The organism is Hydrogenophaga sp., assembly GCF_025699295.1.
Lineage (GTDB): Bacteria > Pseudomonadota > Gammaproteobacteria > Burkholderiales > Burkholderiaceae_C > Hydrogenophaga.
The window spans coordinates 1-25,137 of the sequence record NZ_JAILWB010000028.1 but is presented as its reverse complement, the minus strand read 5'-3'; the positions used below and the strand labels follow the sequence as shown (position 1 = coordinate 25,137).

Sequence of the window (25,137 nt, the reverse complement as noted above, 5' to 3'; positions counted from 1 at the left end):
TTCATTTCACCTCGAAGCGTGCCACGTTGTTCCGGATATGGGGCGACACGTCAAAGGGCTTGCCTCGCACCGTGACCTGCGCCACCTCGGCCCGGCCCAGCACCACGGAATACGGCGGCGAACTGGAGAAGTCGACCGTGTCGCCGGTTTGCAGCACGCGCTGCATGACCACGGTGCCGGCGCCGTTGACCACCTCGATCCAGGTTTCCCCCGTGGTGGCAATGCTCAACAGACTGGTGGAGGCCGGGGCAGCGGGTGCAACCAATGCGGGCGCCGCCGTTCCCGGCGCAGCTGGCGCAACAGACGGGGATGAATCGGGTGCCGTGCCGGCGGCGACTGGCACCTGCGTCGCCATCCCGCTGGTGGCATCGGCGGGAGGGCTCTGGCCCTCCATGGGCTGCGCCGCGGGCGGCAGCGGCTCTTGCGCCGGCACCGGCTCGGTGGGCACCACGGGCTCAACCGGTGTGACCACCACGTTCGCGCCACCCACCTCTGTCTGCGCGGCTTCGTCCATGCGGGGCAGGAACACGATCACCAGCGCGCCGAGCAGCAGCACAATGGCCGCCAGCAGCGCGGGCCGCGAGAGCCAGCTCAGCGGGTTGATGGGCGCGGGATCCTGCGCGGACTGAAAGGGCGCGTTGATGCCTTGCCGCGACGCACCCAGCTCGGGCGCCGAGCCCTGCGGAATCTGTTCGAGCACGGGGCCGGGATCGACCTTGAGCTGGCGGCAGGCGCTGGAGGCCAGCGCGCGCGCGAAGGTCATGTCGGGCAACTCGCCGTAGCGCCCGGCCTCCAGCGCCTCGAGCTTGCGCACCGGCACCTTGAGTGCCGCGGCGAGGGCGGCGATGTGAAGACCGGCGGCCTCGCGGGCCGCGCGCAGCAGAACCGGGCGCGATGCGCCCTCGCCCGCCACACGGCGCTCGTCACCGGCAAACGCGTCACTCATCAAATGCTCTCCGTTGGTACGACGCCCATTCGCGGGATTCGGGGTAGCGCCGTTCCAGTTGCTGTGCGAGCTGCCCCATTGCTTCGGTGTTGCCCATGCGCTGCTCCACCTTGATGCCCAGCCACAGGGTTTCCGCGTTCGCCAGATCGGTGTTGTTCAGTCGCCGGATGACGAACTGCGCCTTGGCGTTCTCGCCGCGCCGGAACTGCAGGGCGGCCAGGTTGTACGCGGTGATGGGGTTGCCCGGGTCGAGTTCGTAGGAGCGCGCCAGGCTGCCTTCGGCCTCGGGGAACTGCGCCGCACGCACCTCGCAGATGCCCTTGGCCATCAGGGTCTTGGCCTGACTGCCGTAGACCGGGCTGGCGAGCGCCTGCTGGAACAGTTCGATCGCCTGCGGGTAGCGGCCGAGCTGGCAGGCGAACAAGCCGTAGTGGTGCAACACATCCGGATCGCGTGGGCTGAGCTGCTGCGCGCGCTTGAAGCTGTCTTCGGCCAGCGGGATCTCATTGAGCCGCGCGTACACCAGGCCGCGCAGCGTGTAGGCCGGCGCATAGGTCGGGTCCGCGCTCAGCGCCAGTTTGATCTCGTCGAGCGCCACGGTGGTCTGGCCCTGCTCGAAGTAACCCGATGCCAGTTCGATACGGATGCGGGCGCGCTTGCGGGTCTCTGGCTCGTCGGACGCGGTGATGGGCTCCCGGCCGGTGGCCACGGCCGCAGCCGTTGTGGCCGGGGCGGAGGCGGGCTGCGCGCAGCCTGCCAACACGGCCAGCAACACGAGGGCAAGCCCCGCCAGACAACCCCGGATGGCGGTGCGGTTTGCGTCTCTCATGCCTGCCTTTCCTTGTGAACAAAACGGATGGTGTGTTCGCTGGCCTGGCGCCGCCGTGCCAGCCGTTGCGCGGCGCTCGTACGGTCCAGCACGTCGCCGGCGAGTTGGCCGCATGCGGCGTCGATGTCGTCACCGCGCGTCTTGCGCACCGTGGTCACCAGACCCCCTTCGATGAGCACCTGTGCGAAGCGCTGCACCGCGGCACGCGGCGAACATGTCAGCCCTGAGTCGGGGAAGGGATTGAAGGGAATCAGGTTGATCTTGCATGGAACGCCGCGCGCTCCATGCGATCGCAGCAGGTCGAGCAATTGGAGCGCATGCGCTGGCTGGTCGTTCACCCCGTCGAGCATGCAGTACTCGAAGGTGATGAAGTCGCGCGGCGCGGCCGGCAGGTAGCGCAGGCAGGCGTCCAGCAGTTCGGCGATCGGGTACTTGCGGTTGAGCGGCACGAGGTCGTCGCGCAGCGCATCGCCGGGAGCATGCAGCGACACCGCGAGCGCCACCGGGCAGTCCTGCGCGAGCCGGTCGATCATCGGCACGACGCCCGAGGTGGACACCGTGACGCGACGGCGCGAGAGACCATAGCCGTGGTCGTCGAGCATGACGCGCAACGCTGGCACCAGCGCGTTGTAGTTCTGCAGGGGTTCGCCCATGCCCATCATGACCACGTTGGTGATCACGCGTTCCCCGCGCTTGAGATGGCGCCGCAGGAAATGCTCGGCATGCCAGAGTTGCGCGAGGATTTCACCCGTGGTGAGGTTGCGCGAAAAACCCTGGTGGCCGGTGGAGCAGAAGCGGCAACCCACGGCGCAGCCGGCCTGGGACGAAATGCAGAGCGTGCCGCGGTCCTCCTCGGGGATGAACACGGTTTCCACCGCATTGCCGTCGCCCACATCGAACAGCCACTTGATGGTGCCGTCGGCCGAGTCCTGGCGCGAGAGCACCGGCAGGTCGGTGATGGCGCAGACGGCGGGGAGCTTGTCGCGCAGGCCGCGCGCCAGGTCGGTCATCTGCGCGAAGTCAGACGCCCCCTTTTGATGGATCCAGCGAAACAGCTGGACGGCGCGAAAGCGCTTCTCGCCCAGCTGTTCGCAAAAGGCGGCCAAACCCTCGAGATCGAAGTCGAGCAGATTGGCCGTCATACCATGATCAACGCGAGTAGACGTTGAGGCCGGCAAAGAAGAAAGCGACTTCGGCGGCAGCCGTCTCGGGCGCGTCGGAGCCATGCACGGCGTTGGCGTCGATGCTGTCGGCGAAGTCGGCACGGATGGTGCCAGCGGCCGCCTTCTTGGGGTCGGTGGCGCCCATCAGGTCGCGGTTCTTGGCGATGGCGCCTTCACCTTCGAGGACCTGGATCATCACCGGGCCCGAGATCATGAACTTGACCAGGTCACCGAAGAAGGGGCGCGCCTTGTGCACGGCGTAGAACGCCTCGGCTTCGCCCTGGGACAGATGAGCCATGCGCGCGGCCACAACCTTCAGGCCAGCGGCTTCAAAGCGGGCATAAATCTGGCCGATGACGTTCTTGGCAACGGCGTCGGGCTTGATGATCGAGAGGGTGCGTTCGATGGCCATGGAAATCCTGAGGTTTTTGGGTCAATCTGCCGAGGCCTGCATGGCCTCACAAAGCCCACGATTCTACATTGCCCCGGTGGCAGCGTCGTGCCGTACCCCGGGGCTCACAGGTCCCTTCAGCGCCCACCCGGGCGGCCACCGCTGCGGCGGCGCGCGCCACCGGGCGCTCCGCCACGGCCGGCATCCTGTTTGCGCTGGCGCTGCAGCGCATCCTGGCCGATATAGCCGAACGAGGTCTTCATTGGATCGGGTTGCTGCGAGCCCGCTCCCGCCCCGCCCTTGCCCGCGCCGCCACGGCCGCCGCGCGACTTGGATCCGCCTGGTGCACCACCCATGCCGTAACCGCTGTTGGCACCCCGATCGCCGGCGCCTTCGGCCCGGCTGCCCGGTGGCCGGGCCTGCCCACGGCCGCCCTTGCCGCCTTGTTTGCCGCGCTGGGCCGGATGCCGCCCTCCGGGGCGTGAAACACCGCGCCCACCCTCATCGCCGTTCGGCAGGCCAGCGGCTGCGGTGAGCCGGCCGATGTCGCGCTCGTCGAGCTCCAGCCAGACGCCACGTTTGAGCCCTCGGGGCAACATCACCGCGCCGTAGCGGATGCGGATCAACCGGCTGACCGCATGACCCACCGCCTCGAACATGCGGCGCACCTCGCGGTTGCGTCCTTCACCAATGGTCACCCGGTACCAGCAATTGGCACCCTCGCCGCCCCCATCTTCAATGGAAGCAAACTGCGCCACGCCGTCATCGAGGCGCACGCCGTCGAGCAGGCGCTGCTTTTCTTCATTCGACAAGGCGCCAAGCACGCGCACGGCGTATTCGCGCTGCAGGCCGAAGCGCGGATGCATCAGCCGGTTGGCCAGCTCGCCCGAATTGGTCAGCAGCAAAAGGCCTTCGGTGTTCAGGTCGAGCCGCCCCACCGACTGCCATTTGCCCTGCATCAGGCGCGGCAGACGGCGAAACACCGTGGGGCGGTTCTGCGGATCGTCGTGTGACACCACCTCACCCGCCGGCTTGTGGTACGCCAGCACGCGCGGGGGCGGTGGCGTCATGCGAACCCGCACCGGCTTACCGTTGACCTTGATCACGTCGCCAAACTGGATGCGCTGACCTATGTGGGCCGGTTCGCCGTTCACCGAAATCCGGCCTTCGAGGATGAGTTGCTCCATCTCCAGCCGCGAGCCCATGCCGGCCTGGGCCAGCACCTTGTGCAGCTTGGGCGACTCGGCCTGCGGCGCCAGCACCCGCTTGGCCGGCAGCGGCAGGTCCTGTTCCTGCACTGCGTCGAAAGCGCCGCTGACCACGTCTGCGAAGCCCAGCGCCTCGGCGTCGGCGGCTGCTCCAGGCGCGGACGGGGCGTCGGGCGAGGCCGTGTCCTCGGACACGCGCGGCGCGGCGTCCGGACTGGACTCAGGCATCGATGGGGGGGTGTGCGCCGGGTTCATGGTTTTCCTGAGTTGAAGGGGTCAACCGATGCACTTCCTGTTCGTTGCGGGTCGCATCGGACCGATCATCGTCGCAAAGGGGTGGCAGGCCGGCCGCGCCAGCTGCATCCGAGGAGGACCCTGTCGCACCGGGCGCGTCCTGCGGATCGACTTCATCGGGCAAAACGCTCGACGAGAGGGCCTCGAAATCCAGCCGGTCCAGCGCCGACTCCTGGATTTCGCTGCCTTCGAGCGGCGGCAACTGGTCGAGCGAGGACAGGCCCAGATCGTCAAGAAACTGGCGTGTGGTGGCAAACAGTGCCGGGCGGCCGACGGTTTCGCGATGCCCGATCACCTCGATCCAGCCCCGGTCCTCCAGCTGCTTGATGATCAGCGAATTGATGGTCACGCCCCGGATGTCTTCCATGTCACCGCGCGTGACGGGCTGGCGGTAGGCAATGATGGCCAGCGTTTCCATGGTTGCGCGGCTGTAGCGGGGGGGCTTCTCTGGATGCAGCCGGTCCAGGTAGGGGCGGAGCTCGGGCCGGCTCTGGAAGCGCCAGCCGCTGGCCACCTGCACCAGCTCCACGCCGCGCCCGGTCCACTCCATCTGCAGGTCGGCCAGCAGGGTTTTGAGCGTGTCCGAGGAGACCTCGGCTTCGAACAGCGCGCCCAGCTCCCTCACGGACAGTGGCTGGGGTGCGCAGATCAATGCCGTCTCGAGGACGCGCTTGGCATCCGTGGTGTTCATGATGTCTGTCGGTCAAAGGCCGGCCAGGGCCGGGGCGGTAGAGGAGGCGGGCATGGGCCCGTTGGGCTCGGACCGGCGAGGACGGCGCAGGCCGTCAGCTCGGAACGCCGGGAAAGAACCTGTTGCCAGGTGGTGCAAAAACCAGGGGGCTGTGGGGTCAGGGCCCCGACACTGCCGCGCGGCGGTCGGTAGCGAGGTGGGGTTCATTCGAGGAAACCACTGTCCACACGCGCCTCATTGTAGCGGAGCCCGCATGCCGAGATGCTGTCGAGCATGTCCTGTGGCGGTGTCGAACGAAACAGCAGCGCCTCGCCGGATATGGGGTGGTCAAGCTTCAGGCGGGCCGCGTGCAGTGCCTGGCGATTCATGCCCCACATCACCCGACCACCGTACAAGGTATCGCCTATCAGGGGATGACCCAGCCAGGCCATGTGCACCCGGATCTGGTGCGTGCGCCCCGTGTGCAGCTTGCAGGCCACCAGGCAGGCCTGCGCCGAGCCCTCGAGCAACCGTACGGTGGTCTGGGCGGGCTTGCCCGCGCCGCCCTCGCCGCCGCGCACCACGGCCATGCGCAGACGGTTGTGCACGTCGCGTCCGATGGGCTGGTCCACCCCCTGCTCCACGAAGCCTTTCCACGGGCCGTGGGCGAGCGCGAGGTACTGGCGGTTGACTTCGCGCGCGGCGATGGCGCGCACCAGTGCGTCCACCGCCGCGCGCGATTTGCCTACCAGCATCAGACCCGACGTGTCCTTGTCCAGGCGGTGCACGATGCCCGCGCGCGGCAGCCCGGCCGCCCCCGCGTGATGGGCCAGCAGCCCGTTGAGCAGGGTGCCGGTCCAGTGGCCTGCGGCCGGATGCACCACCAGGCCGGCCGGCTTGTGGATCACCAGGAGATGGGCGTCCTCGAACACGATGTCCAGCGCCATGGCCTGCGGTACGAAGGCCTGTGCCTGCTGCGTCGGCCGCAGCTCCACCAGGAGGCGCTCGCCTGCGGCAACACGTGCGGCGGGTTTGAACCGCGCCGCACCGCGCAGTGTGACGGCACCATCGGCCATGAGTTGCTGAAGGTAGGAACGCGAAAACTCGGGAATCAACCGGGCCAGTGCCCTGTCGACGCGCCAGCCATGCATGGCCGCGGGCACCTCGCAATCGCGCGTTTCGATGTCCTGTGCGATCTCGTCGCCTGGCGCGACATCATCGGCCTCGCCACCCAGCGTGGAAGCTGACGCGGCAACCCCCGTCGATATAATTTGTGGAGCCAATCCCATTGATCCGTTGTAAAGGTGCGCCCGCGATGTTGACCTTCAGATTATCGGCTGCGCCATGGTGTGTGCTGGCATCGGTGCTTGCACTGGGTGCGTGCAGCACCAAACCAATCGACGAGACGGCGGGCTGGAGCCCCAACCGCCTCTACAGCGAGGCCACCGATGAACGCGCCGCGGGCAACTACGAGAAGGCAGTGACACTGCTGGAAAAGCTCGAAGGCCGCGCCGCTGGCACGCCGCTGGCGCAACAGGCCCAGCTTGACAAGGCCTACACCCACTACAAGGCCGACGAGCCGGCCCAGGCCCTGGCGGCCATCGACCGCTTCCAGAAGCTGCACCCCGCCAGCCCGGCCATGGACTATGCGCTGTACCTCAAGGGGCTGGTGAATTTCAACGACAGGCTCGGCCTCTTCGGCTCGCTGGCCCGCCAGGACCTGTCGGAACGCGATCAGAAGGCCGCGAAAGAGTCGTTCGAGGCATTTCGCGAACTTGTCACGCGCTTCCCCGACTCACGCTACAGCCCGGACGCCCGCAGCCGCATGACCTACATCGTCAACTCGCTGGCACAGTACGAGGTGCATGTGGCGCGCTACTACCACAGCCGTGGCGCCTATGTGGCGGCCATCAACCGCGCGCAGACTGCCCTTTCCGACTACACCGACGCACCGGCCCTCGAAGAAGCGCTGTTCATCATGCTGCGCTCCTACGACGCGCTGGGCCTGACGAAGTTGCGCGACGACACGCGGCGCGTCATGCAGGCCACCTATCCGCAGAGTGAGTACCTCAGCCAGGGCTTCAAGTCGGCGGATGAACCGTGGTGGAAGATCTGGTAAGTACCAGTTCGTCGAGCGTGGCCCCCATTTCGGCCTCGTCCTGCAACCTGCGCATGGCAGGCAAGGCCGCCAGCAGGCGGTTGCCGTAGGAACGCGTCAGCAGACGCCGGTCGCCGATCACCAGCACCCCTCGGTCGGTCTCCGAGCGAATCAACCGTCCCACCCCTTGCTTCAGTGCCATCGCGGCCTCGGGCAACCACACATCGTTGAACGCGCTCAGGCCCAACGCTTCGGCGCGTTCGCCACGCGCCCGCATCAGGGGGTCGTCGGGCGGCGGAAAGGGCAGCTTGTCGATCACCAGCAGCTGCAGCACATCGCCCGCGAGGTCCACCCCCTCCCAGAACGTGGCCGACGCGACCAGCACGGCGGCCCCGGACGCAGCTTCGCGAAATTGCGCCAGCAGCGAGCGCCTGGACGCGCGCCCCTGTTCCAGCACCTGCAGCGGCGCGCAGCGACCATGCTCCACCAGCTCACGCAGGCGCTCGGCCATTCGCGCGCGGGACCGCAGGGTCGTGGTCAACAACAAGGTTCGACCACCCAGGCGCGAAGCCCAGCGTGCCACGGCATCGGCCAGGGCTGCGGCATGTGCCTCCTCACCGGCCTCGGGCAAATGGTCCGGCACGTACAGCGCCGCCTGGGTCGCGTGGTCGAACGGGCTCGGTACGCGCAACCTGTGCAGGCGCGGCCAGTCTTCGATACCAAGGCCTCGCGTGAACCAGCTCAGCGCGTCGTCGCCACCAAGCGTGGCGGACGAGAAGATCCAGCTGCGCGGACGGGATCTGGCCTCGCTCATCCAGGCTCGGAACGCGGCTGAACTGTCGGGTGGCGCGCAGACCAGGCGCCATTGCCCGCGAAAGCCCCACTCGGCCCAGCGCGCGTCGCCTGACGGCGGGTCCGGCTGGGGGGCATGCGCGATGCCCCGCCACGACTCGCGCAGGGCATGTGCACGGGTCGCCAGTCCCCTCAGGTCAGCCGATGCCTCCGCCGTGGCCGACAGTGCAGCATGCGCCTGTGACAGCGCCTGATCAAGCATCGCCACCGCCCGCAACCAGACCACCACGTCCACCCCTTGCGGCGCCGCGCCGGACCATCGTCGGCGCATGCCGGCCAGGTTGTCGCGCCTGGGCAAGGATCCGACAACCCGTGTGGCCTGCTCCAGTGCCAGCGACAGGTGCGCCCAGGGTTGTTGTCCACGGGCCCACAGCGGCCCGTGCCGGGCCAGGTCGCGCGCCAGATCGCGCAGCTGCGCGTCTCCGAGCACGCGGCCCAGAAACTCGATGCCGGTGTCGTTCAACTGGTGCGCCTCGTCGAACACCAGCACCTCGGCCCTTGGCAACAACGCGGCCACATCTGATTCCTGCAGCAGCTGGTCCGCGAAGAACAGATGGTGGTTGATCACCACCCAGTCTGCCAAGAGCGCCTCGCGGCGCGCGCGGTTGACATGGCAATCGACATGGCGCGGGCAGGCAGCGCCCAGGCAGTTCTGGCGTGTGGAGGTGATCAGCGGGCGCAGCGGCGAGCCTTCGTCCAGTGTCGGCAGTTCGGCCAGATCGCCGGCGCGCGATGTCGTCGCCCAGCGCATCACCTGCGCCAGTGCCGCAGCGATCGCAGGGTCGCGCGGCCCGAGGGTGGCAGTGCCCTGCAGGGCCTGTTCGACACGCTGCAGGCACACGTAGTTCGACCGCCCCTTGAGCAGGGCCACGCGCACCGGCATGCCCAGGGCACGAACCACGGCCGGGATGTCGCGGGCGAACAGCTGGTCCTGCAGTGCCTGGGTGGACATGGACAGCAGGGCGCGTCTGCCACTGAGCAACACGGGCACCAGATAGGCAAAGGTCTTTCCCACGCCCGTGCCGGCCTCGACCGCCAGGTCATCACCCGCTTCGATGGCACGCGCCACCGCTGTCGCCATGTTCTGCTGCCCTGGTCGCTCGCGCAGGACGCCACCACGCGAGCGTGCCAGGGCTCCGCCAGAGGCAAACGCCGCAAGCACACGGTTCTCCAGAGCGCTCGACATCACCTCTTCCATGGTGATCTATCGCCCGCAGCCAATGCGAGCCTCCGGGCACGAGCGTGCTGTGGCGCGGCATGCACGGGTTCGCGGTTTTGCAAAGGGCGCAAGTGTGCGGCGTGGATAAATGGATACCATTGCAGGCACTTCCCCGTCAGCACCGAACGCGTACACCACCCATGTCCAAAGGCTACCGCATCCAGGCGTCCACCGGCATCCACCGGGGCGACCGCGACTACCAGCAAGACCAGGTCTGCCTGTTGCACCACCCGCGCCAGAGCAGTTGCATGCTGGCGGTGCTGGCCGACGGCATGGGCGGGCGCAGTGGTGGGCGCAAGGCGTCCGATCAGGTCATGCTCACGGCGCGCCAGCTGTTCGAGCGCTACGACCCCGACACCGACGATGCAGCGTCGCTGCTGCGCCAGATCGTCGAGGAGTCGCATCTGGTGATCAAGCTCACCGCGGTGTCGGCCGAGCAGGAACCCCACAGCACCATCGCCGCCTTTCTGATCAACCCCGGTGGCGACAGCCACTGGGTGCACGCGGGTGATTCGCGGATCTACCACTTTCGCAACGGCAGGATGGTCTTCCGCACCATGGATCACTCGTACGTGCAGACGCTGGTCAACCAGGGCGAGATCAGCGAAGAAGAGGCGCTCGATCATCCGCATGCGAACATCCTGATGGGCTGCCTGGGCACGGAGAACGATCCACCCGTGGACATCCACGTGGTGCCGCAGCTGCAGGCGGGGGATGCCATCATGGCCTGCAGCGACGGCATCTGGCACTACTTCACGCCGGAGGAGCTCTCCAGCACCATCGCCATGCTGTCGCCACGCGAGGCCTGCGAGTTCCTGATCCAGAAGGCGCGGTCGCGCGCCAAGGGCATGGGCGACAACCTGTCGCTGACGATCGTCAAGCTCGATCCGCTGGGCTGACGCAGCGCTCAAGTCAACCCGGTATCCACCAGCCGGTGTTCCAGCGACAGGAACTCCTGCGACTGCATTTCCGTGAGCCGGGACACCGTGCGCGGGAATTCGTGCGACATCGGTCCTTCGACGTAGAGTTCCTCCGGCGGCACTGCCGCTGACATCACCAGTTTGACGCGGCGGTCGTACAGCACGTCGATCAGCCAGGTAAAGCGCCTCGCCTCCGACGCCTGGCGGACCGACATCTGCGGCACGTCGGACAGCATCAGGGTGTGGAACTGCGTCGCGATCTCCAGGTAGTCGTTCTGCGAGCGCGGCCCGCCGCACAGCGTTCGGAAGTCGAACCAGATCACGCCGCCGGCGCGGCGCAGGGCGTGGATCTGCCGCGCCTCGATGTGCATCACCGGATCCTGGTCCCCCACCTCGGCCAGCTCGCCGAACGTGGTCGCCATCGATGCTTCGGTCTTCGGCCCCAGCGGGCAGTGGTACAGCTGAATGTGGTTGAGGGTGCGCTGGCGGTAGTCCGTGCCGTTGTCCACGCTCAACACCTCCAGCCTCTGTTTGATCAGCTCGATGGCGGGCAGGATGCGGTCGCGGTGCAGCCCGTCGGGGTACAGGTTGTCCGGGTGGAAGTTGGAGGTGGTGACGAATCCCACGCCTGCCTTGAACAGCGCGTCCAGCAGACGGTGCAGGATCATGGCGTCCGTCACATCGGCCACGTGGAATTCGTCGAAGCAGATCAGCTTGTAGCGCCGGGCAATGCGCGCGCCAAGTTCGTCCAGCGGGTTGACCGTGCCCTGCAGATCGCGCAGCTCGCGGTGCACTTCGCGCATGAACTCGTGAAAGTGCAACCGCGTCTTGCGGCGCAGCGGCACGGCGTTGAAGAAGCACTCCATCAGGAAGCTCTTGCCCCGCCCCACGCCGCCGTGCATGTAGACGCCACGCGGGATGTCCGGGTTGACGAAGAGCTTCTTGAGGGAATTGGAACGCTTCTGCTTGTACACCGCCCACTCGGAAGCACAGCGTTCCAGCGCGTCGACGGCGCGCTCCTGCGCCGGATCCGACGTGTAGCCGCGCTCCCTGAGAGCGGCTTCGTAGGTGCTGCGAACGCTCAAGACCCGCGCCGCGTCAGAAGTTCAGTGTGCGCTTGTCCACCGCCAGCGCGGCTTCCTTGGTCGCCTCTGACAGCGAGGGGTGCGCATGACAGATACGTGCAATGTCCTCGGCACTGGCCTTGAACTCCATCGCCACCACGGCCTCCGCAATCAGCTCGGACGCCATCGGGCCCACGATGTGCACACCCAGGATCTCGTCGGTGGCGGCATCGGCCAGAAACTTGACCATGCCGGTGGTGTCGCCCAGCGCGCGTGCGCGGCCGTTCGCCAGGAAGGGGAAGGTCCCGGCCTTGTACGCGGCGCCACGCGCCTTGAGCTGCTGCTCGGTCTCTCCCACCCAGGCAATTTCCGGGCTGGTGTAGATCACCCAGGGAATGGTGTTGAAGTTGACGTGTCCGTGCTGGCCCGCGATGCGCTCGGCCACCGCCACGCCCTCTTCTTCCGCCTTGTGCGCCAGCATGGGACCGCGCACCACGTCGCCCACCGCCCACACGCCCTTGAGGCTGGTGCGGCATTCGGCATCCACCACGATGGCGCCTCGCTCGTCGAGCTGCAGACCCACGGCCTCTGCGTTGAGGCCGATGGTGTTGGGCACGCGTCCGATGGAGACGATGAGCTTGTCGGCGTCGATGCTCTGCGCTTCGCCCTTGGCGTTGGTGTAGGCCACGCTCACGCCCTTCTTGCTGGTCTTGACGTCGCCGACCTTCACTCCCAGCTCGATCTTCATGCCTTGTTTGTCAAATGCCTTCTTCGCTTCCTTGGCGATCTGCTCGTCCACCGCGCCCAGGAAGGTGGGCAGGCCTTCGAGGATGGTGACGTCAGAGCCCAGACGGCGCCAGACCGAACCCATCTCCAGGCCGATCACGCCCGAACCGATCAGCACCAGCTTCTTCGGCACGGCACCGATGCGCAGCGCGCCGTCGTTGGACAGCACAGTCTCCTCGTCGAATGGCACGCCGGGCAGCGCGCGCGCATTGGAACCGGTGGCCAGGATGATCTGCTGGCCCGTGATCAGCTCTTCCTTCGCACCCGTCACCTGGATTTCGTAACCCGCCTCGACGGCCTTCACGAACGAGCCCCGGCCATGGAAGAAGGTGACCTTGTTCTTCTTGAACAGGTAGAGAATGCCGTCGTTGTTCTGCTTCACCACCGCGTCCTTGCGGCCGATCATCTTCGCGATGTCGATCTTCACGTTGGTCGCGCTGATGCCGTGGTCGGCGAAGTGGTGGTTGGCGTGGTCGAAGTGCTCGGACGATTGCAGCAGCGCCTTGCTGGGGATGCAGCCGACGTTGGTGCAGGTGCCACCTGGGGCCGGGCCGCCCGCGGCGTTCTTCCACTCGTCGATGCAGGCCACCTTGAAGCCGAGCTGGGCTGCGCGGATGGCGGCAATGTAGCCACCGGGGCCGCCGCCGATCACGACGACGTCAAATGCTTGGGACATGTTGTTTTCCTGGGTTCAAAGGGCCAACGCCCCTCACAGGGGCGCTGGCACAAGAGGTTGTCGATCAGATGTCGAACAGGATGCGGGCCGGGTCTTCCAGCGCTTCCTTCATCGCCACCAGCCCCAGAACGGCCTCGCGGCCGTCGATGATGCGGTGGTCGTAGGACATGGCGAGGTAGTTGATCGGGCGGATCACGATCTGGCCGTTTTCCACCACCGGACGGTCCTTGGTGGCGTGCACGCCCAGGATGGCCGACTGCGGTGGGTTGATGATGGGCGTGGACAGCATGGAGCCGAAAGTGCCGCCGTTGGAGATGGAGAACGTGCCGCCGGTGAGGTCGTCCAGCCCCAGCTTGCCGTCCCGGGCCTTCTGACCGAATTCGGCGATCTTCTTCTCGATATCGGCAAAGCTCATCTGGTCGGCGTTGCGCAGGATGGGCACCACCAGACCGCGCGGCGAGCCGACGGCGATGCCGATATCGAAGTAGCCGTGGTAGACGATGTCGTTGCCGTCCACCGACGCGTTGATGATCGGATACTTCTTGAGCGCGTGCACCGCGGCCTTCACGAAGAAGCTCATGAAGCCCAGCTTCACACCGTGCTCCTTCTCGAACTTCTCCTGGAACTTCTTGCGCATCTCCATCACGGGCGCCATGTTCACTTCGTTGAACGTGGTCAGGATGGCGTTGGTGGATTGCGACTGCAGCAGACGCTCGGCCACCCGCGCGCGCAGGCGGGTCATGGCGACACGCTCCTCGGGGCGATCGCCCAGGTCAGGCGCGACCACGGGCACCTGCGGCAGCACCCTGGACGGGGCTCCGGTCGGGATCGCCACGGGGGCGGCCACAGCGGCCTTCGGCGCCGCCACAGCCGACAGCACGTCGCCCTTGGTCACCCGGCCGTCCTTGCCGGTGCCGGCCACCGAGCCTGCGGCCAGGTTGTTGTCGGCCATCAGCTTGGCGGCGGCGGGCATGGCCACGCCTGCCTTGGACGAGGCTGAAGCGGCAGCGGCCGCCGGCGCGGCGGCAGGAGACGGGGCTGCGGCGGCCGGGGCCGCAGCACCAGCCACTGCAGCGGTATCGATGCGGGCGATCAGTTGCTCGGCAGCGACCGTGGCACCGTCGGCCTGTACCAGTTCAACCAGCACGCCTGCGGCGGGGGCCGGGACTTCGAGCACCACCTTGTCGGTTTCGATCTCGATCAGGATTTCATCGACGGCGACAGCCTCGCCGGCCTTCTTCTTCCACGTCAACAGGGTGGCTTCGGCCACTGACTCGGACAGTTGGGGAACTTTGACTTCTACGATTGCCATATCAATTTCCGGTTCAGGGTCGGGCGTTGTGCGCGCGTTGGCGTGAATCACGCTCAACGCCGGACGCACAACACACGACGGGTTTACTTGGTGAGGATGTAGCCCTTGAGCTTGCCGAAGGCGGCCTCGATGAGGGTCTTCTGCTGTTCCTGGTGCAGGTGGGCATACCCCACCGCAGGCGACGCCGAGGCCGCGCGACCGGCGTAGCCGAGCTTCTGGCCATCGAGCATGTTCTCGTGGATGTAGTGCTGCACGAAGAACCAGGCCCCCTGGTTCTGCGGCTCGTCCTGGCACCACACGATGTCCGTGGCGTTGGGGTACTTGCGGATCTCGGCACCGAACACCTTGTGCGGGAACGGATAGAGCTGCTCCACGCGCAGGATGGCCACGTCGTCCGAGCCACGCTCCTCGCGCTTCTTGACCAGGTCGTAGTACACCTTGCCCGAGCAGCAGATGATGCGCTTGACCTTTTCGGCCTTCTTCGCGACGTCGGCGTTCTGCTCCGGGATCACGGTCTGGAAACCACCCTTGGTGAACTCGGACAACGGCGAAGTCGCGTCCTTGTTGCGCAGCAGCGACTTGGGCGTGAAGATGATGAGTGGTTTGCGCAGCCCGCGAATCATCTGTCGACGCAGCACATGGAAGATCTGGCTGGCCGTGGTCGGCTGCACGATCTGCATGTTGGTGTCGGCCGCCATCTGCATGAAGCGCTCCAGGCGTGCCGAGCTGTGCTCGGGGCCCTGGCCCTCATAGCCGTGCGGCAGCATCAGCGTGATGCCGTTGACGCGACCCCACTTCACTTCGCCGGAGGCGATGAACTGGTCGAGCACCACCTGCGCGCCGTTGACGAAGTCGCCGAACTGCGCCTCCCAGATCACCAGCGTGTTCGGGTCGTTCGAGGCATAGCCGTATTCAAAGCCCAGCACCGCCTCCTCGGAGAGGATGGAGTCGATCACCACGAACGGTGCCTGGTTGTCGGCCACGTTCTGCAGCGGCACATAGAAGCCTTCGTCGTACTTCTCGCGGTTCTGGTCGTGGATCACCGCATGGCGGTGCGTGAAGGTGCCGCGGCCGCAGTCCTCACCCGACAGGCGCACCGGGAAACCGCTGGCCACCAGCGAGGCAAACGCCATGTGCTCACCCATGCCCCAGTCCACCGGGATGTCGCCACGGCCCATGGCTGCACGGTCGGCATACACCTTCTTCACCAGCTGGTGCGGTGTCACGCTCTCGGGGATGGTGGTCAGGCGCTCCGACAGGCGCTTCCATTCGGCCATCGGAATGGCCGAGTCGGCGCTGTCGGTCCACTTCTTGCCCAGGAACGGACTCCAGTCGACCGCGAACTTGCTCTTGAAGTTGGTCAGCACCGGATCCACCGTGTGGCGTCCGTCGTCGAGCGCCGCGCGATAGGCCTTGGCCATGTCGTCACCCAGGGTTTCACCCAGGCCTTGTGCGGCCAGCTTGTCCGCGTACAGCTTGCGCGTGCCGGGATGGGCCGCGATCTTCTTGTACATCAGAGGCTGGGTCAGGCTCGGCGTGTCCTGTTCGTTGTGACCGAGCTTGCGGAAACACACGATGTCGACCACCACGTCCTTCTGGAACGCCATGCGGAACTCCAGCGCCAGCTGGGTCGCGAACACCACCGCTTCGGGGTCATCGCCGTTCACGTGCAGCACGGGCGACTCGATCATCTTCACGACGTCGGAGCAGTACAGCGTGGAGCGGCTGTCGCGCGGGTCGGAGGTGGTGAAGCCGATCTGGTTGTTGATCACCAGATGCACCGTGCCGCCGGTGGAGTAACCACGCGTCTCGGCCAGTGCCAGGGTTTCCATCACCACGCCCTGGCCGGCAAAGGCCGCGTCGCCATGCACCAGCACCGGCAGCACCTGCTTGCCGAGCGGATCGCCGCGGCGGTCCATGCGGGCGCGCACCGAGCCTTCGACCACCGGGTTCACGATCTCCAGGTGGGACGGGTTGAAGGCGAGTGAGAGGTGCACAGGGCCGCCGGGCGTGGTCACGTCGGAGCTGAAGCCCTGGTGGTACTTCACGTCGCCAGCGGGCAGTTCCTCGGGGGCCGTGTGATCGAACTCGGCAAACAGGTCCTTGGGCATCTTGCCCAGGGTGTTGACCAGGACGTTGAGGCGGCCCCGATGGGCCATGCCGATCACGATCTCCTGGATGCCGACCTGGCCGGCCTGACGGATCAGTTCGTCCATCGAGGCGATGAAGCTCTCGCCGCCTTCGAGCGAAAAACGCTTCTGCCCGACGTATTTGGTGTGCAGAAAGCGCTCCAGGCCTTCCGCGGCCGTCAGGCGATCAAGGATGTGCTTCTTCTTCTCTGCGTTGAACACCGGTTTGGCGCGGCTGCCTTCCAGGCGCTCCTGCCACCAGCGCTTCTGGCTCTGGTCGGTGATGTACATGTACTCGGCACCGATGGAGCCACAGTAGGTTTCGCGCAGGGCATTGAGCAACTCGCGCAAGGACATGGTCTCCTTGCCGAAGAATGTGTTGCTCGTGTTGAAGATGGTTTCCAGGTCCGCGTCGGCGAAACCGTAGAAGGACAGCTCGAGTTCGGGAATGTGATCACGCTCGGCGCGCTTGAGCGGATCCAGATCGGCCCAGCGGGCGCCGACGTTGCGGTAAGCGGCAATGAGCTGTTGCACAGCCACGCGCTTGCGGCCCAGGTCGGAATCCGCACCGGCCGCGATGACCACCTTGGTGCCACCCTGCTTGGCACGCTCTGCAAACGCGTTGATGACAGGCTGATGGGGGACGTCGCGGGCATCGGTGCCATCACCGGCCGGGACGTTCTGCAGCGCGTCGAAGTAGCCGCGCCAGTTTTCGGGCACGCTGCCTGGGTTGTCCAGGTAGTTTTCGTACATCTCTTCCACGTACGGCGCGTTGCCGCCGAAGAGGTACGAGTTGCCCTTGTAGGCAACATAGACGTTGCCCCCGTTCGATTGGGAATCGCTCATAAATCCGCTGACCTCCGTTTCCCTGCAGGAAACATAAGCTGGTTAAGACAACCTTCCGCGGCACGGCTGAACCGTTAGGCGGATGCGACAGTGACTGTGGAAGGACCTGACTGCAGCCCGCGATTGTGCCACCTGAGGAGTGACCTTGGGCAAAAGAATGTCAGGCGAATGCCGCTCAGATCAGGAGACCACGCGCGGCGACAGCCGCTCGGACGTGGGAACGGCACTCGGCTCGTCCATTTCGATGGCGATCTGCGTGCACACGGTGCGGCACAGCGTGACGGCCTTTTCACTCTGCACACGGTAGATGACCTGCGTGCCTTCCTTGCGCTTGGCCAGCACGCCTGCGCGATAGAGCAGGTTCAGGTGCTGAGACAGGTTCGGCTGGGTCGTGTCAATTTCCTGCAACAGCTGCGACACCGACTTTTCCTTGTCACACAGTGCGCTGAGGATGCGCAGCCGCATGGGTGTCGCGAGCACACCGAAGAGTTCGGCAGCCAGCTCGAACACGCGGACTTTCTCCACCTGACCTTGGGACCCGATCATCTGTTCCATGGCAGTCATCGCTCGTGTGAATATAAGCATGGATCATACGCCGGTGCCCGCCCGGTGTCGGCTGCGCGGTGGCAGCGAAGGCCGCCCGTGCGGCGCTCAGCCCAGCATGTCCTTGATCTGTTGCAGCGCGGCCGGATCGTCCATCGTGGTGAGGTCTCCTGGGTCCCGCCCTTCACACACCGCCTGAATGGCGCGGCGCAGCAGCTTGCCACTGCGCGTCTTGGGCAGCAGGGCCACGAAGTGCACACGCGACGGCCGTGCCACCGCGCCGAGCTGCTCGCCCACCCGTTTCATGATCTCGCCTTCGAGCCGCAGCTTCGCCGCGTCGTCGCCCAGCGCCGACGTGTCCCTGGCGACCACGAAGGCCATGGCTACCTGCCCTTTGAGTGCATCGGCCACGCCGACCACGGCGACTTCGGCCACATTGGGGTGGCTGGAGATGCTCTCCTCGATCTCCCGCGTACCCAGACGGTGGCCCGCCACGTTGATCACGTCGTCGGTGCGGCCCAGGATGTAGAAGTAGCCCTCTTCATCGCGAATGCCCCAGTCGAAGGTGCTGTAGACCAGCTTGCCGGGAATGCTCTTCCAGTACGTGTTGACGAATCGTGCATCGTCCTTCCAGACCGTCTGCATGAAGCCGGGTGGCGTCGGCCCCTCGATCACCACCACGCCCTTTTCGTGGGCCCCGGTCAGTTCCTCGCCGGTCGACTCGTGCAGAAGCTTCACGCGGTAGCCATACATGGGCACACCGGGGCTGCCGAACTTGCTGGCCTTCTTTTCGACGCCGTTGGCGATGGTCAGGATGGGCCAGCCGCTCTCGGTCTGCCAGTAGTTGTCGATGATGGGCACGCCCAGGCCATCGCTGATCCAGCGCGCGGTGGGCTCGTCCAGCGGCTCGCCCGCCAGGAACAGTGCTTTGAGGCTGGAGAGGTCGTACTGCTTGAGGTAGGCCGGATCCTGCTTCTTGAGCACGCGCACGGCGGTGGGCGCGCTGAACATCACGGTGACCTTGTACTTCTCCACCAACCGCCACCAGATGCCACCATCGGGCCGGATCGGCAGCCCTTCGTACAGGATGGTGGCCATGCCGGCGATCAGCGGACCATAGACGATGTAGCTGTGTCCCACCACCCAGCCAATGTCGCTGGTGGAGAAATAGGTTTCCCCGGGCTCGCCCATGAAGATGTGCTTCATGCTTGCAGCCAGTGCCACCAGGTAACCGCCGGTATCGCGCTGCACGCCCTTGGGTTTGCCGGTGGTGCCGCTGGTGTAGATGGTGTAGCTGATGGCGGTCGAGTCCAGCCATTCGCAGGGCACCTGCGCCTCCAGGTGCTGCTCGCGCAGCGCAGCGTAGTCGTGGTCGCGCCCCGGCACGAGGTTCATGGCGGCGAGACCCCGGTTGACCATGATCACCGCGGCCGGCTTGTGGCTGGAGAGGCGGATGGCCTCGTCCAGCAGCGGTTTGTACTCGACCACCTTGCCGCCGCGCGAACCTGCGTCAGCGCTGACGACCGCCACCGGGGTGGCGTCGTCGATGCGGTTGGCCAGCGAGTGGCTGGCGAAACCGCCGAACACCACCGAATGGATGGCGCCGATGCGCGCGCAGGCCAGCATGGCAAAGGTGGCCTCGGGAATCATGGGCATGTAGATCAGCACCCGGTCGCCCTTCTTCACGCCCTGTCCCAGCAGCACCGCCGCCATGCGCTGCACCTCGGCATGCAGTTCACGGAAGCTGTAGGTGCGCTCGGTATCGGTTTCGGTGGACACGAAGATCAGTGCGTTCTGTTCGGCACGGTCCTTCAGGTGGCGGTCCACTGCGTTGTGGCACAGGTTGGTCGTGCCGCCCTCGAACCAGTGCACGAAAGGCGGGCGATCCGGGTTGCACACGCGGTCGAACGGCCGCTTCCAGTCCACCAGCGCGGCCTGCTCTGACCAGAAGGCCTCGGCGTCATCGACCGAGCGGCGGTAGAACGCGGCATAGCTCTGGGGGGTGCTCATGAATGGCTCCTGCGGGTGGTTGGCGGGTGGGGCGGTCAAACTGAATTCATAATTATGAGCATTCGGCTTGCACCACACTGACGCGGCGCTCGCCGTGCGCCGCGCAGCCGGACTTTCATTTGATCAAGGCCTGCACGTCGCGAAACGCCGGGTGCTCGGCCGTGCGCAGCCACTCGAACGCCACCATCTCCGTGGTGACCAGCTCGACGCCCGCGCCGGCCAGGCGGTCGAACGCCGCGTCGCGGTTGCGCTCGGTGCGTGAGCCACAGGCGTCCGTGACGACCCAGACGTCGAATTCCTGCTCGACCAGGCCCAGCGCCGTCTGCAGCAGGCAGACGTGGGCCTCGCAGCCAGCCACCACGATGGTCTGGCGCTCTGCAACGGCAGCGGCAGGGGGTTTCTGCAGGTGCTTGGGCAGGCTGCGTGCATTGCCGGGCACCGGCCGTGCGGCCGGCCGCAGCCACTCGCCCAGGCCATCGGTCGCTGCACCGAACTGCATCTTGGACATGGTCTTCTGACAGAGCTCGCGCAGCTCGGGCGGGTTGGGGCCGAGCTTGTCGGGGTTCTGCTCGGTGCCCCAGACAGGCACCTTCATCAACCGGGCCATGCGCGCCAGGCGCAGCGCATTGCCCAGCACCTGGGAGCCTTCGTGGATCACCGGCATCAGCCGGGCCTGGTAGTCCACCAGCAGGAGTTGGGAATCGGAGGCATCCAGCAGCATGGGGGTTCTTTCGCGGCAAAGGGTTCGGGTGCGGCATTTTCGCAGGCCGCGCCTTGCGCCGGCGGCCTGCTGCACGGCGGCAGCGACAATGCCGCGTCAAAGTTGTTGCAAATCAATAACTTGGGACCTATTTCTCGCTTGACTTCCCATCAGGGCGCCGATACCCTCCCCGGCATGACTCCCTGGCTCCCTGCCTTGATGCTGACCTGCTCGGTCGCGGCCCACGCCGCTCCCGGTGCGGTCGCCTATGAGGACATGGACTCACTGCTCAGCGACAAGGGCGTGGTCGCCCGTCTCGGGCAGCAGGTGCAGCACGCACGCAATACGGTGAGCGATCAGGCGTCCAGCCTGGTGATCAACGCCATGGCGTTTCTGGATGTGCCGTACCACTACGGCGGCAACAGCGCCGAAACCGGCTTCGACTGCAGCGGCTTTGTGCGTGCCGTGTACGAACAGTCGCTGGGCAAGATCCTGCCCCGCCGCTCCGACGAACAGGCCGCGGCCACGCAAACCATCGATCGCAGCGAACTCAAGCCGGGCGACCTGGTGTTCTTCAACACCATGCGCCGCGCCTTCAGCCACGTCGGGATCTACGTCGGCGAGGGCAAGTTCATCCACGCACCACGCACCGGCGCGCAGGTGCGCATGGAGGATATGCGCCTGGCCTACTGGAGCAAGCGCTTCAACGGCGCGCGGCGCGTGAACACGGCCGAACAAAAGCCCTGAGCCCTCAGGGTTTGATGCTCGCGCGGTCGAGCCTCCGGTTGCCTGCCCATTCCTGCTCGATCCGGCGCGAGAAGGCTGCGCGGTCGCCGGCCACGGGCAGGTTGTCCGAAGCCAGCAGCCGCTCACGGATCGCGGGCACCTCCAGGGCGCGATTGATCTCCGTATTCAGCCGGTCGAGCAGCGCCGGCGGTGTGCCTGCTGGCGCAAACAGACCGAAGAGCGACGCGACGTTGGCATGCGGCAGGCCCAGTTCCTCGAACGTGGGCACCTGGGGCAGCACGGCCAGGCGCTGGGGAGCGCCCACCGCCAGTGGCGTGAGGCGGCCGGCTTCGATGTACCGCAGCTGCGCTGGCGCCACATTCGTGGACAGCAGTTCGAACTGCCCTCCCAGCGCATCCGTGAGCTGCTGCCCCCCTCCCTTGTAGGGCACGTGGGTCACGGCAATGCCACTGCCGAGTTGCACCTGCTCCAGCACCAGATGGCCAGCCGTGGCAACGCCGGAGGTGGCCCAGCGCAAGGCCCGGGGGCGCGAGCGCGCCAGTTGCAACAGCGCGTCAAACGTGCGGCCTGCGAATGCCGGGGTACCCACCAGCAGCACCGGCGTGTACATCACGCTGGCCACGGGTTCGACGTCGCGCAACCAGTCATGCGCCGCCGCACCCAGATGGGGCCGCAGCGTGAGCGGGCTGACCGCCGAGAACGCCAGCGTGTGGCCATCCGGCCGCGCACGCGCCAGCGCCTGCAAACCCACGCTGCCGCCGCCACCGGCGCGGTTCTCCACCCGCACGGGCACACCCAGCTGCAACCCAAGCTGCTCGGCCAGGGTGCGCGCCACGCCATCGCTGAGTCCCCCTGGCGGATAGACCACGATGATGCGCACGGCGTCCGAAGGCCAGGGGCCGGTTTGCGCAGAACCGGTGTGCGGCCACACAAGAGCACCGGCCGTGGTCCAGGCAACGGGCAGGAAATGCCGACGGGTCAGCTCCATCACGCCACGCGCCTCCGTGGTGCGCGCGCGCGGGCCTTGCGTGCGGTTTCGCGCGCGATCTTGAGGAAGTGCGCGGCCGGCCCGACGGCGTCGGCCGAGCGGTAGACCAGGGTCAGCGGCGCGTCCAGTGGCGTGCCTTCGGCCAACGGCAGGTACGCCACTGCGTGCGGGTGAAGCCCCTGCATGGATGCGGGCACCACCGCAATGCCTGCGCCAGCCGCGACCAGATTCAGGCTCGTCACCATGCGCTCCACTTCGGCTGCGATGCGCGGACGGAAACCCTGCACCTCACACAGCGCCAGCAGATTGGCGTAGAGCCCCGGCGCGCCCGGCTGCCGCACGAGGATGAACCCCTCGTCATGCAGATCCTCCAGCTTCAGCGCCCGGCGGGCACCGGCCAGCCTGTGGTCCCCCGGCAAGGCCACCAGCACCGGCTCGCGCAGCAAGGTCTCGAACGTCAGGCTGTCAGGCTGGGACACCGGCACGCGGATCAGGCCACAGTGCAGGCGCCCGGCCTCCACAGCGTCCGTGATGCCTGCTGCGTGGTCCTCGCGGATCGACAGCGCGATGCCCGGCCAGGCTCGACGGCAGGCCCGCAGCGCTTCCGGCGTGAAGCTGTGCGCGGCAGCCGAGCTGGTGAACCCGACGTTGAGAACACCGAGTTCGCCCCGCGCCACGCGCGCCATGCGCTGCTGCATCGCCGCCATGTCCTCCACCAGGCGCCGCGCCTCCAGCTCGAACAGCCGGCCGGCGTCGGACAGCGACACACCTTTGGGGTGGCGGTGGAACAGGGTCACCCCCAACTCTTTCTCCAGCGACTTGATCTGCAGGCTCAGCGGCGGCTGCTGGATGCCAAGACGCTCGGCTGCGCGCGTCATGTGACCAGACTCGGCGACGGCGAGGAAATAACGCAGGTGACGAATCTCCATACTCAAAACATATCAAAAATGGCATTTCAGTATATTTGACGTTGGTCTGTCTCACACCTATCGTGCCGTGGACTTGCAAAAACACAAGGAGACACACCGTGCACATCCGCCACATCGCTCTGCCCGCGCTGACCGTCCTGGCGCTCCTCCCCCAGATCTCGTCTGCCCAGCTCCCACCCCCGCCAGCTGCCAGCACCTGCCCGGCCGAGGTGCCGGCTGGTGCGACCTGCTACACCGGCGAGGATGGCCTGGGCGGCTTCTACTGGATGGCCCTGCCGGCCCAGTGGAAGCCGCAAACCGGCGTGCTCGTGATGCACGCCCACGGCGGCCCGGCCGACACCGGTCCCGCCAAAAGGGAGCGCAGCGAGGCGGACCTCAAGCGATGGGCCGTGACGGTCAAGGCCGGCTACGCCTGGGCCGGTGCCAGCTACCGGCGGGGCGGTTTCGGCGTGAGCATGGCGGCCGAAGACACCGAGCGCGTGCGCAGGATCTTCGTGAGGCACTTCGGCCCGCCCCGTCGCACCCTGCTGCACGGGCAAAGCTACGGCGCTGCCGTCGCCTCCAGGGCGGCCGAGCTCCATGCCATGGTGGATGGCCCCAACGGCCAGGTGCGCGGACCCTACGACGGCGTGTTGCTCACCAGTGGTGTGCTGGGCGGCGGCACGCGCGCCTACGATTTCCGGCTCGACCTGCGGGTTGTCTACCAGTACGTCTGCAAGAACCACCCCAGGGCCGACGAACCGCAGTACCCGCTGTGGAAAGGCCTGCCCATGGATTCGAAGCTCACGCGCGCCGAACTCGCCACCCGCGTGGATGCCTGCACGGGCGTGCGCAAACCCGCGGCCCAGCGCACGGAACAGCAGAAGGCGAACCTGGCCACCCTCACCCAGGTCATGCGGATTCCCGAGCGTTCGCTGATCGGCCACCTCAACTGGGCGACCTGGCTGTTCCGCGATCTCACGCAGCTGCGCCTGGGCAACCGCAACCCGTTCGGCAACGCCAACGTGCGGTACAAAGGCTCCCCGGACGACGCGGCCCTGAACGCGGGCGTGCAGCGCTACACCGCCGACCCGGCGGCCGTGGCCGAACTGGCGATGGACAGTGACCCTCAGGGAAAAATCAATGTGCCCGTCCTCACGCTGCACGCGGTGAACGATCCCACCGCCTTCGTGGAGCTCGAATCCGCCTACCGTGAGATCGTGGAGGGCGCCGGCAACGGTGCCCTGCTGGTGCAGACCTTCAGCGACGAGTCCGAGCACAGCTACCTGAGCGAACCGCAGTACCCTGCCCTGTTCACCGCGTTGCTGAACTGGATCGACAACAAGAACAAGCCCACACCACAGAAGGTGGCAGCCCTGTGCAAGGGGTATGAGGCGGCCTACGGCGACACCTGCAGACTGCTGCCGGACTACCGCAGCGCGCCACTGGCCAGCCGCGTCGCGCCGCGCTGAGTCGAGCGCCCATGAAAAAGCCGCCAGTCCTTGCGGGCCGGCGGCTTGTTGCATCAGTGCGTTACTTGCGCTGCGGCGGCACGTCCGTGCAGGAACCGTGCGCGATCTCGGCCGCCATGCCGATGCTCTCGCCCAGCGTGGGGTGCGGGTGAATGGTCTTGCCGATGTCCACCGCGTCGGCGCCCATCTCGATGGCCAGCGCAATCTCGCCGATCATGTCGCCCGCGTGCGTGCCCACCATGCCGCCACCCAGGATCTTGCCGTGGCCGTGGGCCTCGGGTGAATCGTCGAACAGCAGCTTGGTCACGCCTTCGTCGCGCCCATTGGCAATGGCGCGGCCGGATGCCGTCCAGGGGAACAGCCCCT

21 protein-coding genes and 1 pseudogene are annotated in these 25,137 nt (G+C 66.6%); 4 read left to right on the top strand and 18 right to left on the bottom strand.

What is annotated here, in order from left to right:
* Window position 1 precedes the first annotated feature (1 nt).
* The 7 genes from K5880_RS21875 to K5880_RS21845 form a co-directional block, all read right to left on the bottom strand.
* Window positions 2-946, bottom strand: coding sequence for a helix-turn-helix domain-containing protein (locus K5880_RS21875; RefSeq protein WP_297657638.1), 945 nt, complete (start codon window positions 944-946; stop codon window positions 2-4).
* On the bottom strand, window positions 939-1,775 hold the full coding sequence (pilW, locus tag K5880_RS21870; RefSeq protein ID WP_297657636.1) for a type IV pilus biogenesis/stability protein PilW: 837 nt from the start codon (window positions 1,773-1,775) through the stop codon (window positions 939-941). Before pilW ends, K5880_RS21875 begins: the two co-directional genes overlap by 8 nt.
* Complete coding sequence (gene rlmN / locus K5880_RS21865) at window positions 1,772-2,917, bottom strand: 23S rRNA (adenine(2503)-C(2))-methyltransferase RlmN (protein ID WP_297657634.1); 1,146 nt, start codon at window positions 2,915-2,917, stop codon at window positions 1,772-1,774. The genes pilW and rlmN overlap by 4 nt, the downstream gene beginning before the upstream one ends.
* Window positions 2,918-2,924: 7 nt before the next feature.
* Window positions 2,925-3,350: a nucleoside-diphosphate kinase gene (ndk, locus tag K5880_RS21860; RefSeq protein WP_297657631.1), complete on the bottom strand. Its 426-nt coding sequence runs from the start codon at window positions 3,348-3,350 to the stop codon at window positions 2,925-2,927.
* A 116-nt stretch (window positions 3,351-3,466) separates the two neighbouring features.
* Window positions 3,467-4,792, bottom strand: a complete 1,326-nt coding sequence (locus tag K5880_RS21855) for a pseudouridine synthase (protein WP_297657628.1) — start codon at window positions 4,790-4,792, stop codon at window positions 3,467-3,469.
* The gene (gene scpB, locus K5880_RS21850; protein WP_297657624.1) at window positions 4,758-5,522 is read right to left on the bottom strand and encodes an SMC-Scp complex subunit ScpB; all 765 of its coding nucleotides are present in this window, start codon (window positions 5,520-5,522) and stop codon (window positions 4,758-4,760) included. The genes K5880_RS21855 and scpB overlap by 35 nt, the downstream gene beginning before the upstream one ends.
* Before the next feature lie 203 nt (window positions 5,523-5,725).
* Entirely contained in the window at window positions 5,726-6,790 is a 1,065-nt protein-coding gene (locus tag K5880_RS21845; RefSeq protein WP_297657621.1) for an RluA family pseudouridine synthase, read from the bottom strand.
* Window positions 6,791-6,816: 26 nt separating this feature from the next.
* On the opposite strand from K5880_RS21845, the gene K5880_RS21840 reads away from it, so the two are divergent.
* Complete coding sequence (locus K5880_RS21840; RefSeq protein WP_297657619.1) at window positions 6,817-7,620, top strand: outer membrane protein assembly factor BamD; 804 nt, start codon at window positions 6,817-6,819, stop codon at window positions 7,618-7,620.
* Here the strand turns inward: K5880_RS21840 and K5880_RS21835 are convergent.
* Window positions 7,583-9,637 carry an ATP-dependent DNA helicase gene (locus tag K5880_RS21835; RefSeq protein WP_297657617.1) on the bottom strand — a complete coding sequence of 685 codons (2,055 nt, stop codon included), beginning with the start codon at window positions 9,635-9,637 and terminating at the stop codon, window positions 7,583-7,585. The two genes, K5880_RS21840 and K5880_RS21835, sit on opposite strands and share 38 nt — an antisense overlap.
* 173 nt (window positions 9,638-9,810) lie before the next feature.
* Here K5880_RS21835 and K5880_RS21830 point away from each other — a divergent pair, with 173 nt between their 5' ends.
* The gene (locus K5880_RS21830) at window positions 9,811-10,569 is read left to right on the top strand and encodes a protein phosphatase 2C domain-containing protein (protein ID WP_297657615.1); all 759 of its coding nucleotides are present in this window, start codon (window positions 9,811-9,813) and stop codon (window positions 10,567-10,569) included.
* Between the two features lie 8 nt (window positions 10,570-10,577).
* Here K5880_RS21830 and zapE read toward each other — a convergent pair whose 3' ends face one another.
* The 7 genes from zapE to K5880_RS21795 all read right to left on the bottom strand — a co-directional run bounded on the left by zapE (window position 10,578) and on the right by K5880_RS21795 (window position 20,677).
* Window positions 10,578-11,675: a cell division protein ZapE gene (gene zapE, locus K5880_RS21825; RefSeq protein WP_297657612.1), complete on the bottom strand. Its 1,098-nt coding sequence runs from the start codon at window positions 11,673-11,675 to the stop codon at window positions 10,578-10,580.
* A gap of 13 nt (window positions 11,676-11,688) precedes the next feature.
* Complete coding sequence (gene lpdA / locus K5880_RS21820; RefSeq protein WP_297657609.1) at window positions 11,689-13,116, bottom strand: dihydrolipoyl dehydrogenase; 1,428 nt, start codon at window positions 13,114-13,116, stop codon at window positions 11,689-11,691.
* Between the two features lie 64 nt (window positions 13,117-13,180).
* On the bottom strand, window positions 13,181-14,428 hold the full coding sequence (gene odhB / locus K5880_RS21815) for a 2-oxoglutarate dehydrogenase complex dihydrolipoyllysine-residue succinyltransferase (RefSeq protein WP_297657606.1): 1,248 nt from the start codon (window positions 14,426-14,428) through the stop codon (window positions 13,181-13,183).
* Window positions 14,429-14,511: 83 nt separating this feature from the next.
* The gene (locus K5880_RS21810) at window positions 14,512-17,403 is read right to left on the bottom strand and encodes a 2-oxoglutarate dehydrogenase E1 component (protein ID WP_297657603.1); all 2,892 of its coding nucleotides are present in this window, start codon (window positions 17,401-17,403) and stop codon (window positions 14,512-14,514) included.
* 180 nt (window positions 17,404-17,583) lie between these two features.
* The gene (locus tag K5880_RS21805; RefSeq protein WP_297657600.1) at window positions 17,584-17,958 is read right to left on the bottom strand and encodes a metalloregulator ArsR/SmtB family transcription factor; all 375 of its coding nucleotides are present in this window, start codon (window positions 17,956-17,958) and stop codon (window positions 17,584-17,586) included.
* Between the two features lie 96 nt (window positions 17,959-18,054).
* Window positions 18,055-19,956: a propionate--CoA ligase gene (locus K5880_RS21800; RefSeq protein ID WP_297657597.1), complete on the bottom strand. Its 1,902-nt coding sequence runs from the start codon at window positions 19,954-19,956 to the stop codon at window positions 18,055-18,057.
* A 115-nt stretch (window positions 19,957-20,071) separates the two neighbouring features.
* On the bottom strand, window positions 20,072-20,677 hold the full coding sequence (locus K5880_RS21795) for an isochorismatase family protein (protein ID WP_297657594.1): 606 nt from the start codon (window positions 20,675-20,677) through the stop codon (window positions 20,072-20,074).
* Window positions 20,678-20,851: 174 nt separating this feature from the next.
* Between K5880_RS21795 and K5880_RS21790 the strand changes: the two genes are divergently transcribed.
* Window positions 20,852-21,403: a C40 family peptidase gene (locus K5880_RS21790; RefSeq protein ID WP_297657591.1), complete on the top strand. Its 552-nt coding sequence runs from the start codon at window positions 20,852-20,854 to the stop codon at window positions 21,401-21,403.
* Window positions 21,404-21,407: 4 nt separating this feature from the next.
* Here the strand turns inward: K5880_RS21790 and K5880_RS21785 are convergent, their stop codons facing one another.
* Entirely contained in the window at window positions 21,408-22,391 is a 984-nt protein-coding gene (locus K5880_RS21785) for a tripartite tricarboxylate transporter substrate binding protein (protein ID WP_297657587.1), read from the bottom strand.
* A complete protein-coding gene (locus K5880_RS21780; protein ID WP_297657584.1) occupies window positions 22,391-23,320 on the bottom strand; it encodes a LysR family transcriptional regulator in 930 nt (309 codons plus the stop codon). The genes K5880_RS21785 and K5880_RS21780 overlap by 1 nt, the downstream gene beginning before the upstream one ends.
* 137 nt (window positions 23,321-23,457) lie before the next feature.
* Between K5880_RS21780 and K5880_RS21775 the strand changes: the two genes are divergently transcribed.
* The gene (locus K5880_RS21775; protein ID WP_297657738.1) at window positions 23,458-24,771 is read left to right on the top strand and encodes a hypothetical protein; all 1,314 of its coding nucleotides are present in this window, start codon (window positions 23,458-23,460) and stop codon (window positions 24,769-24,771) included.
* Between the two features lie 61 nt (window positions 24,772-24,832).
* Here the strand turns inward: K5880_RS21775 and K5880_RS21770 are convergent.
* Window positions 24,833-25,137: pseudogene (locus tag K5880_RS21770) on the bottom strand (dihydrolipoyl dehydrogenase); the annotation flags it as partial.

Coding starts and splice junctions, on each gene's coding strand:
- K5880_RS21875 (WP_297657638.1), bottom strand. CDS start 946: ATGAGTGACGCGTTTGCCGGTGACGAGCGCCGTGTGGCGGGCGAGGGC.
- pilW (WP_297657636.1), bottom strand. CDS start 1,775: ATGAGAGACGCAAACCGCACCGCCATCCGGGGTTGTCTGGCGGGGCTT.
- rlmN (WP_297657634.1), bottom strand. CDS start 2,917: ATGACGGCCAATCTGCTCGACTTCGATCTCGAGGGTTTGGCCGCCTTT.
- ndk (WP_297657631.1), bottom strand. CDS start 3,350: ATGGCCATCGAACGCACCCTCTCGATCATCAAGCCCGACGCCGTTGCC.
- K5880_RS21855 (WP_297657628.1), bottom strand. CDS start 4,792: ATGAACCCGGCGCACACCCCCCCATCGATGCCTGAGTCCAGTCCGGAC.
- scpB (WP_297657624.1), bottom strand. CDS start 5,522: ATGAACACCACGGATGCCAAGCGCGTCCTCGAGACGGCATTGATCTGC.
- K5880_RS21845 (WP_297657621.1), bottom strand. CDS start 6,790: ATGGGATTGGCTCCACAAATTATATCGACGGGGGTTGCCGCGTCAGCT.
- K5880_RS21840 (WP_297657619.1), top strand. CDS start 6,817: ATGTTGACCTTCAGATTATCGGCTGCGCCATGGTGTGTGCTGGCATCG.
- K5880_RS21835 (WP_297657617.1), bottom strand. CDS start 9,637: ATGTCGAGCGCTCTGGAGAACCGTGTGCTTGCGGCGTTTGCCTCTGGC.
- K5880_RS21830 (WP_297657615.1), top strand. CDS start 9,811: ATGTCCAAAGGCTACCGCATCCAGGCGTCCACCGGCATCCACCGGGGC.
- lpdA (WP_297657609.1), bottom strand. CDS start 13,116: ATGTCCCAAGCATTTGACGTCGTCGTGATCGGCGGCGGCCCCGGTGGC.
- odhB (WP_297657606.1), bottom strand. CDS start 14,428: ATGGCAATCGTAGAAGTCAAAGTTCCCCAACTGTCCGAGTCAGTGGCC.
- K5880_RS21810 (WP_297657603.1), bottom strand. CDS start 17,403: ATGAGCGATTCCCAATCGAACGGGGGCAACGTCTATGTTGCCTACAAG.
- K5880_RS21805 (WP_297657600.1), bottom strand. CDS start 17,958: ATGGAACAGATGATCGGGTCCCAAGGTCAGGTGGAGAAAGTCCGCGTG.
- K5880_RS21800 (WP_297657597.1), bottom strand. CDS start 19,956: ATGAGCACCCCCCAGAGCTATGCCGCGTTCTACCGCCGCTCGGTCGAT.
- K5880_RS21795 (WP_297657594.1), bottom strand. CDS start 20,677: ATGCTGCTGGATGCCTCCGATTCCCAACTCCTGCTGGTGGACTACCAG.
- K5880_RS21790 (WP_297657591.1), top strand. CDS start 20,852: ATGACTCCCTGGCTCCCTGCCTTGATGCTGACCTGCTCGGTCGCGGCC.
- K5880_RS21785 (WP_297657587.1), bottom strand. CDS start 22,391: ATGGAGCTGACCCGTCGGCATTTCCTGCCCGTTGCCTGGACCACGGCC.
- K5880_RS21780 (WP_297657584.1), bottom strand. CDS start 23,320: ATGGAGATTCGTCACCTGCGTTATTTCCTCGCCGTCGCCGAGTCTGGT.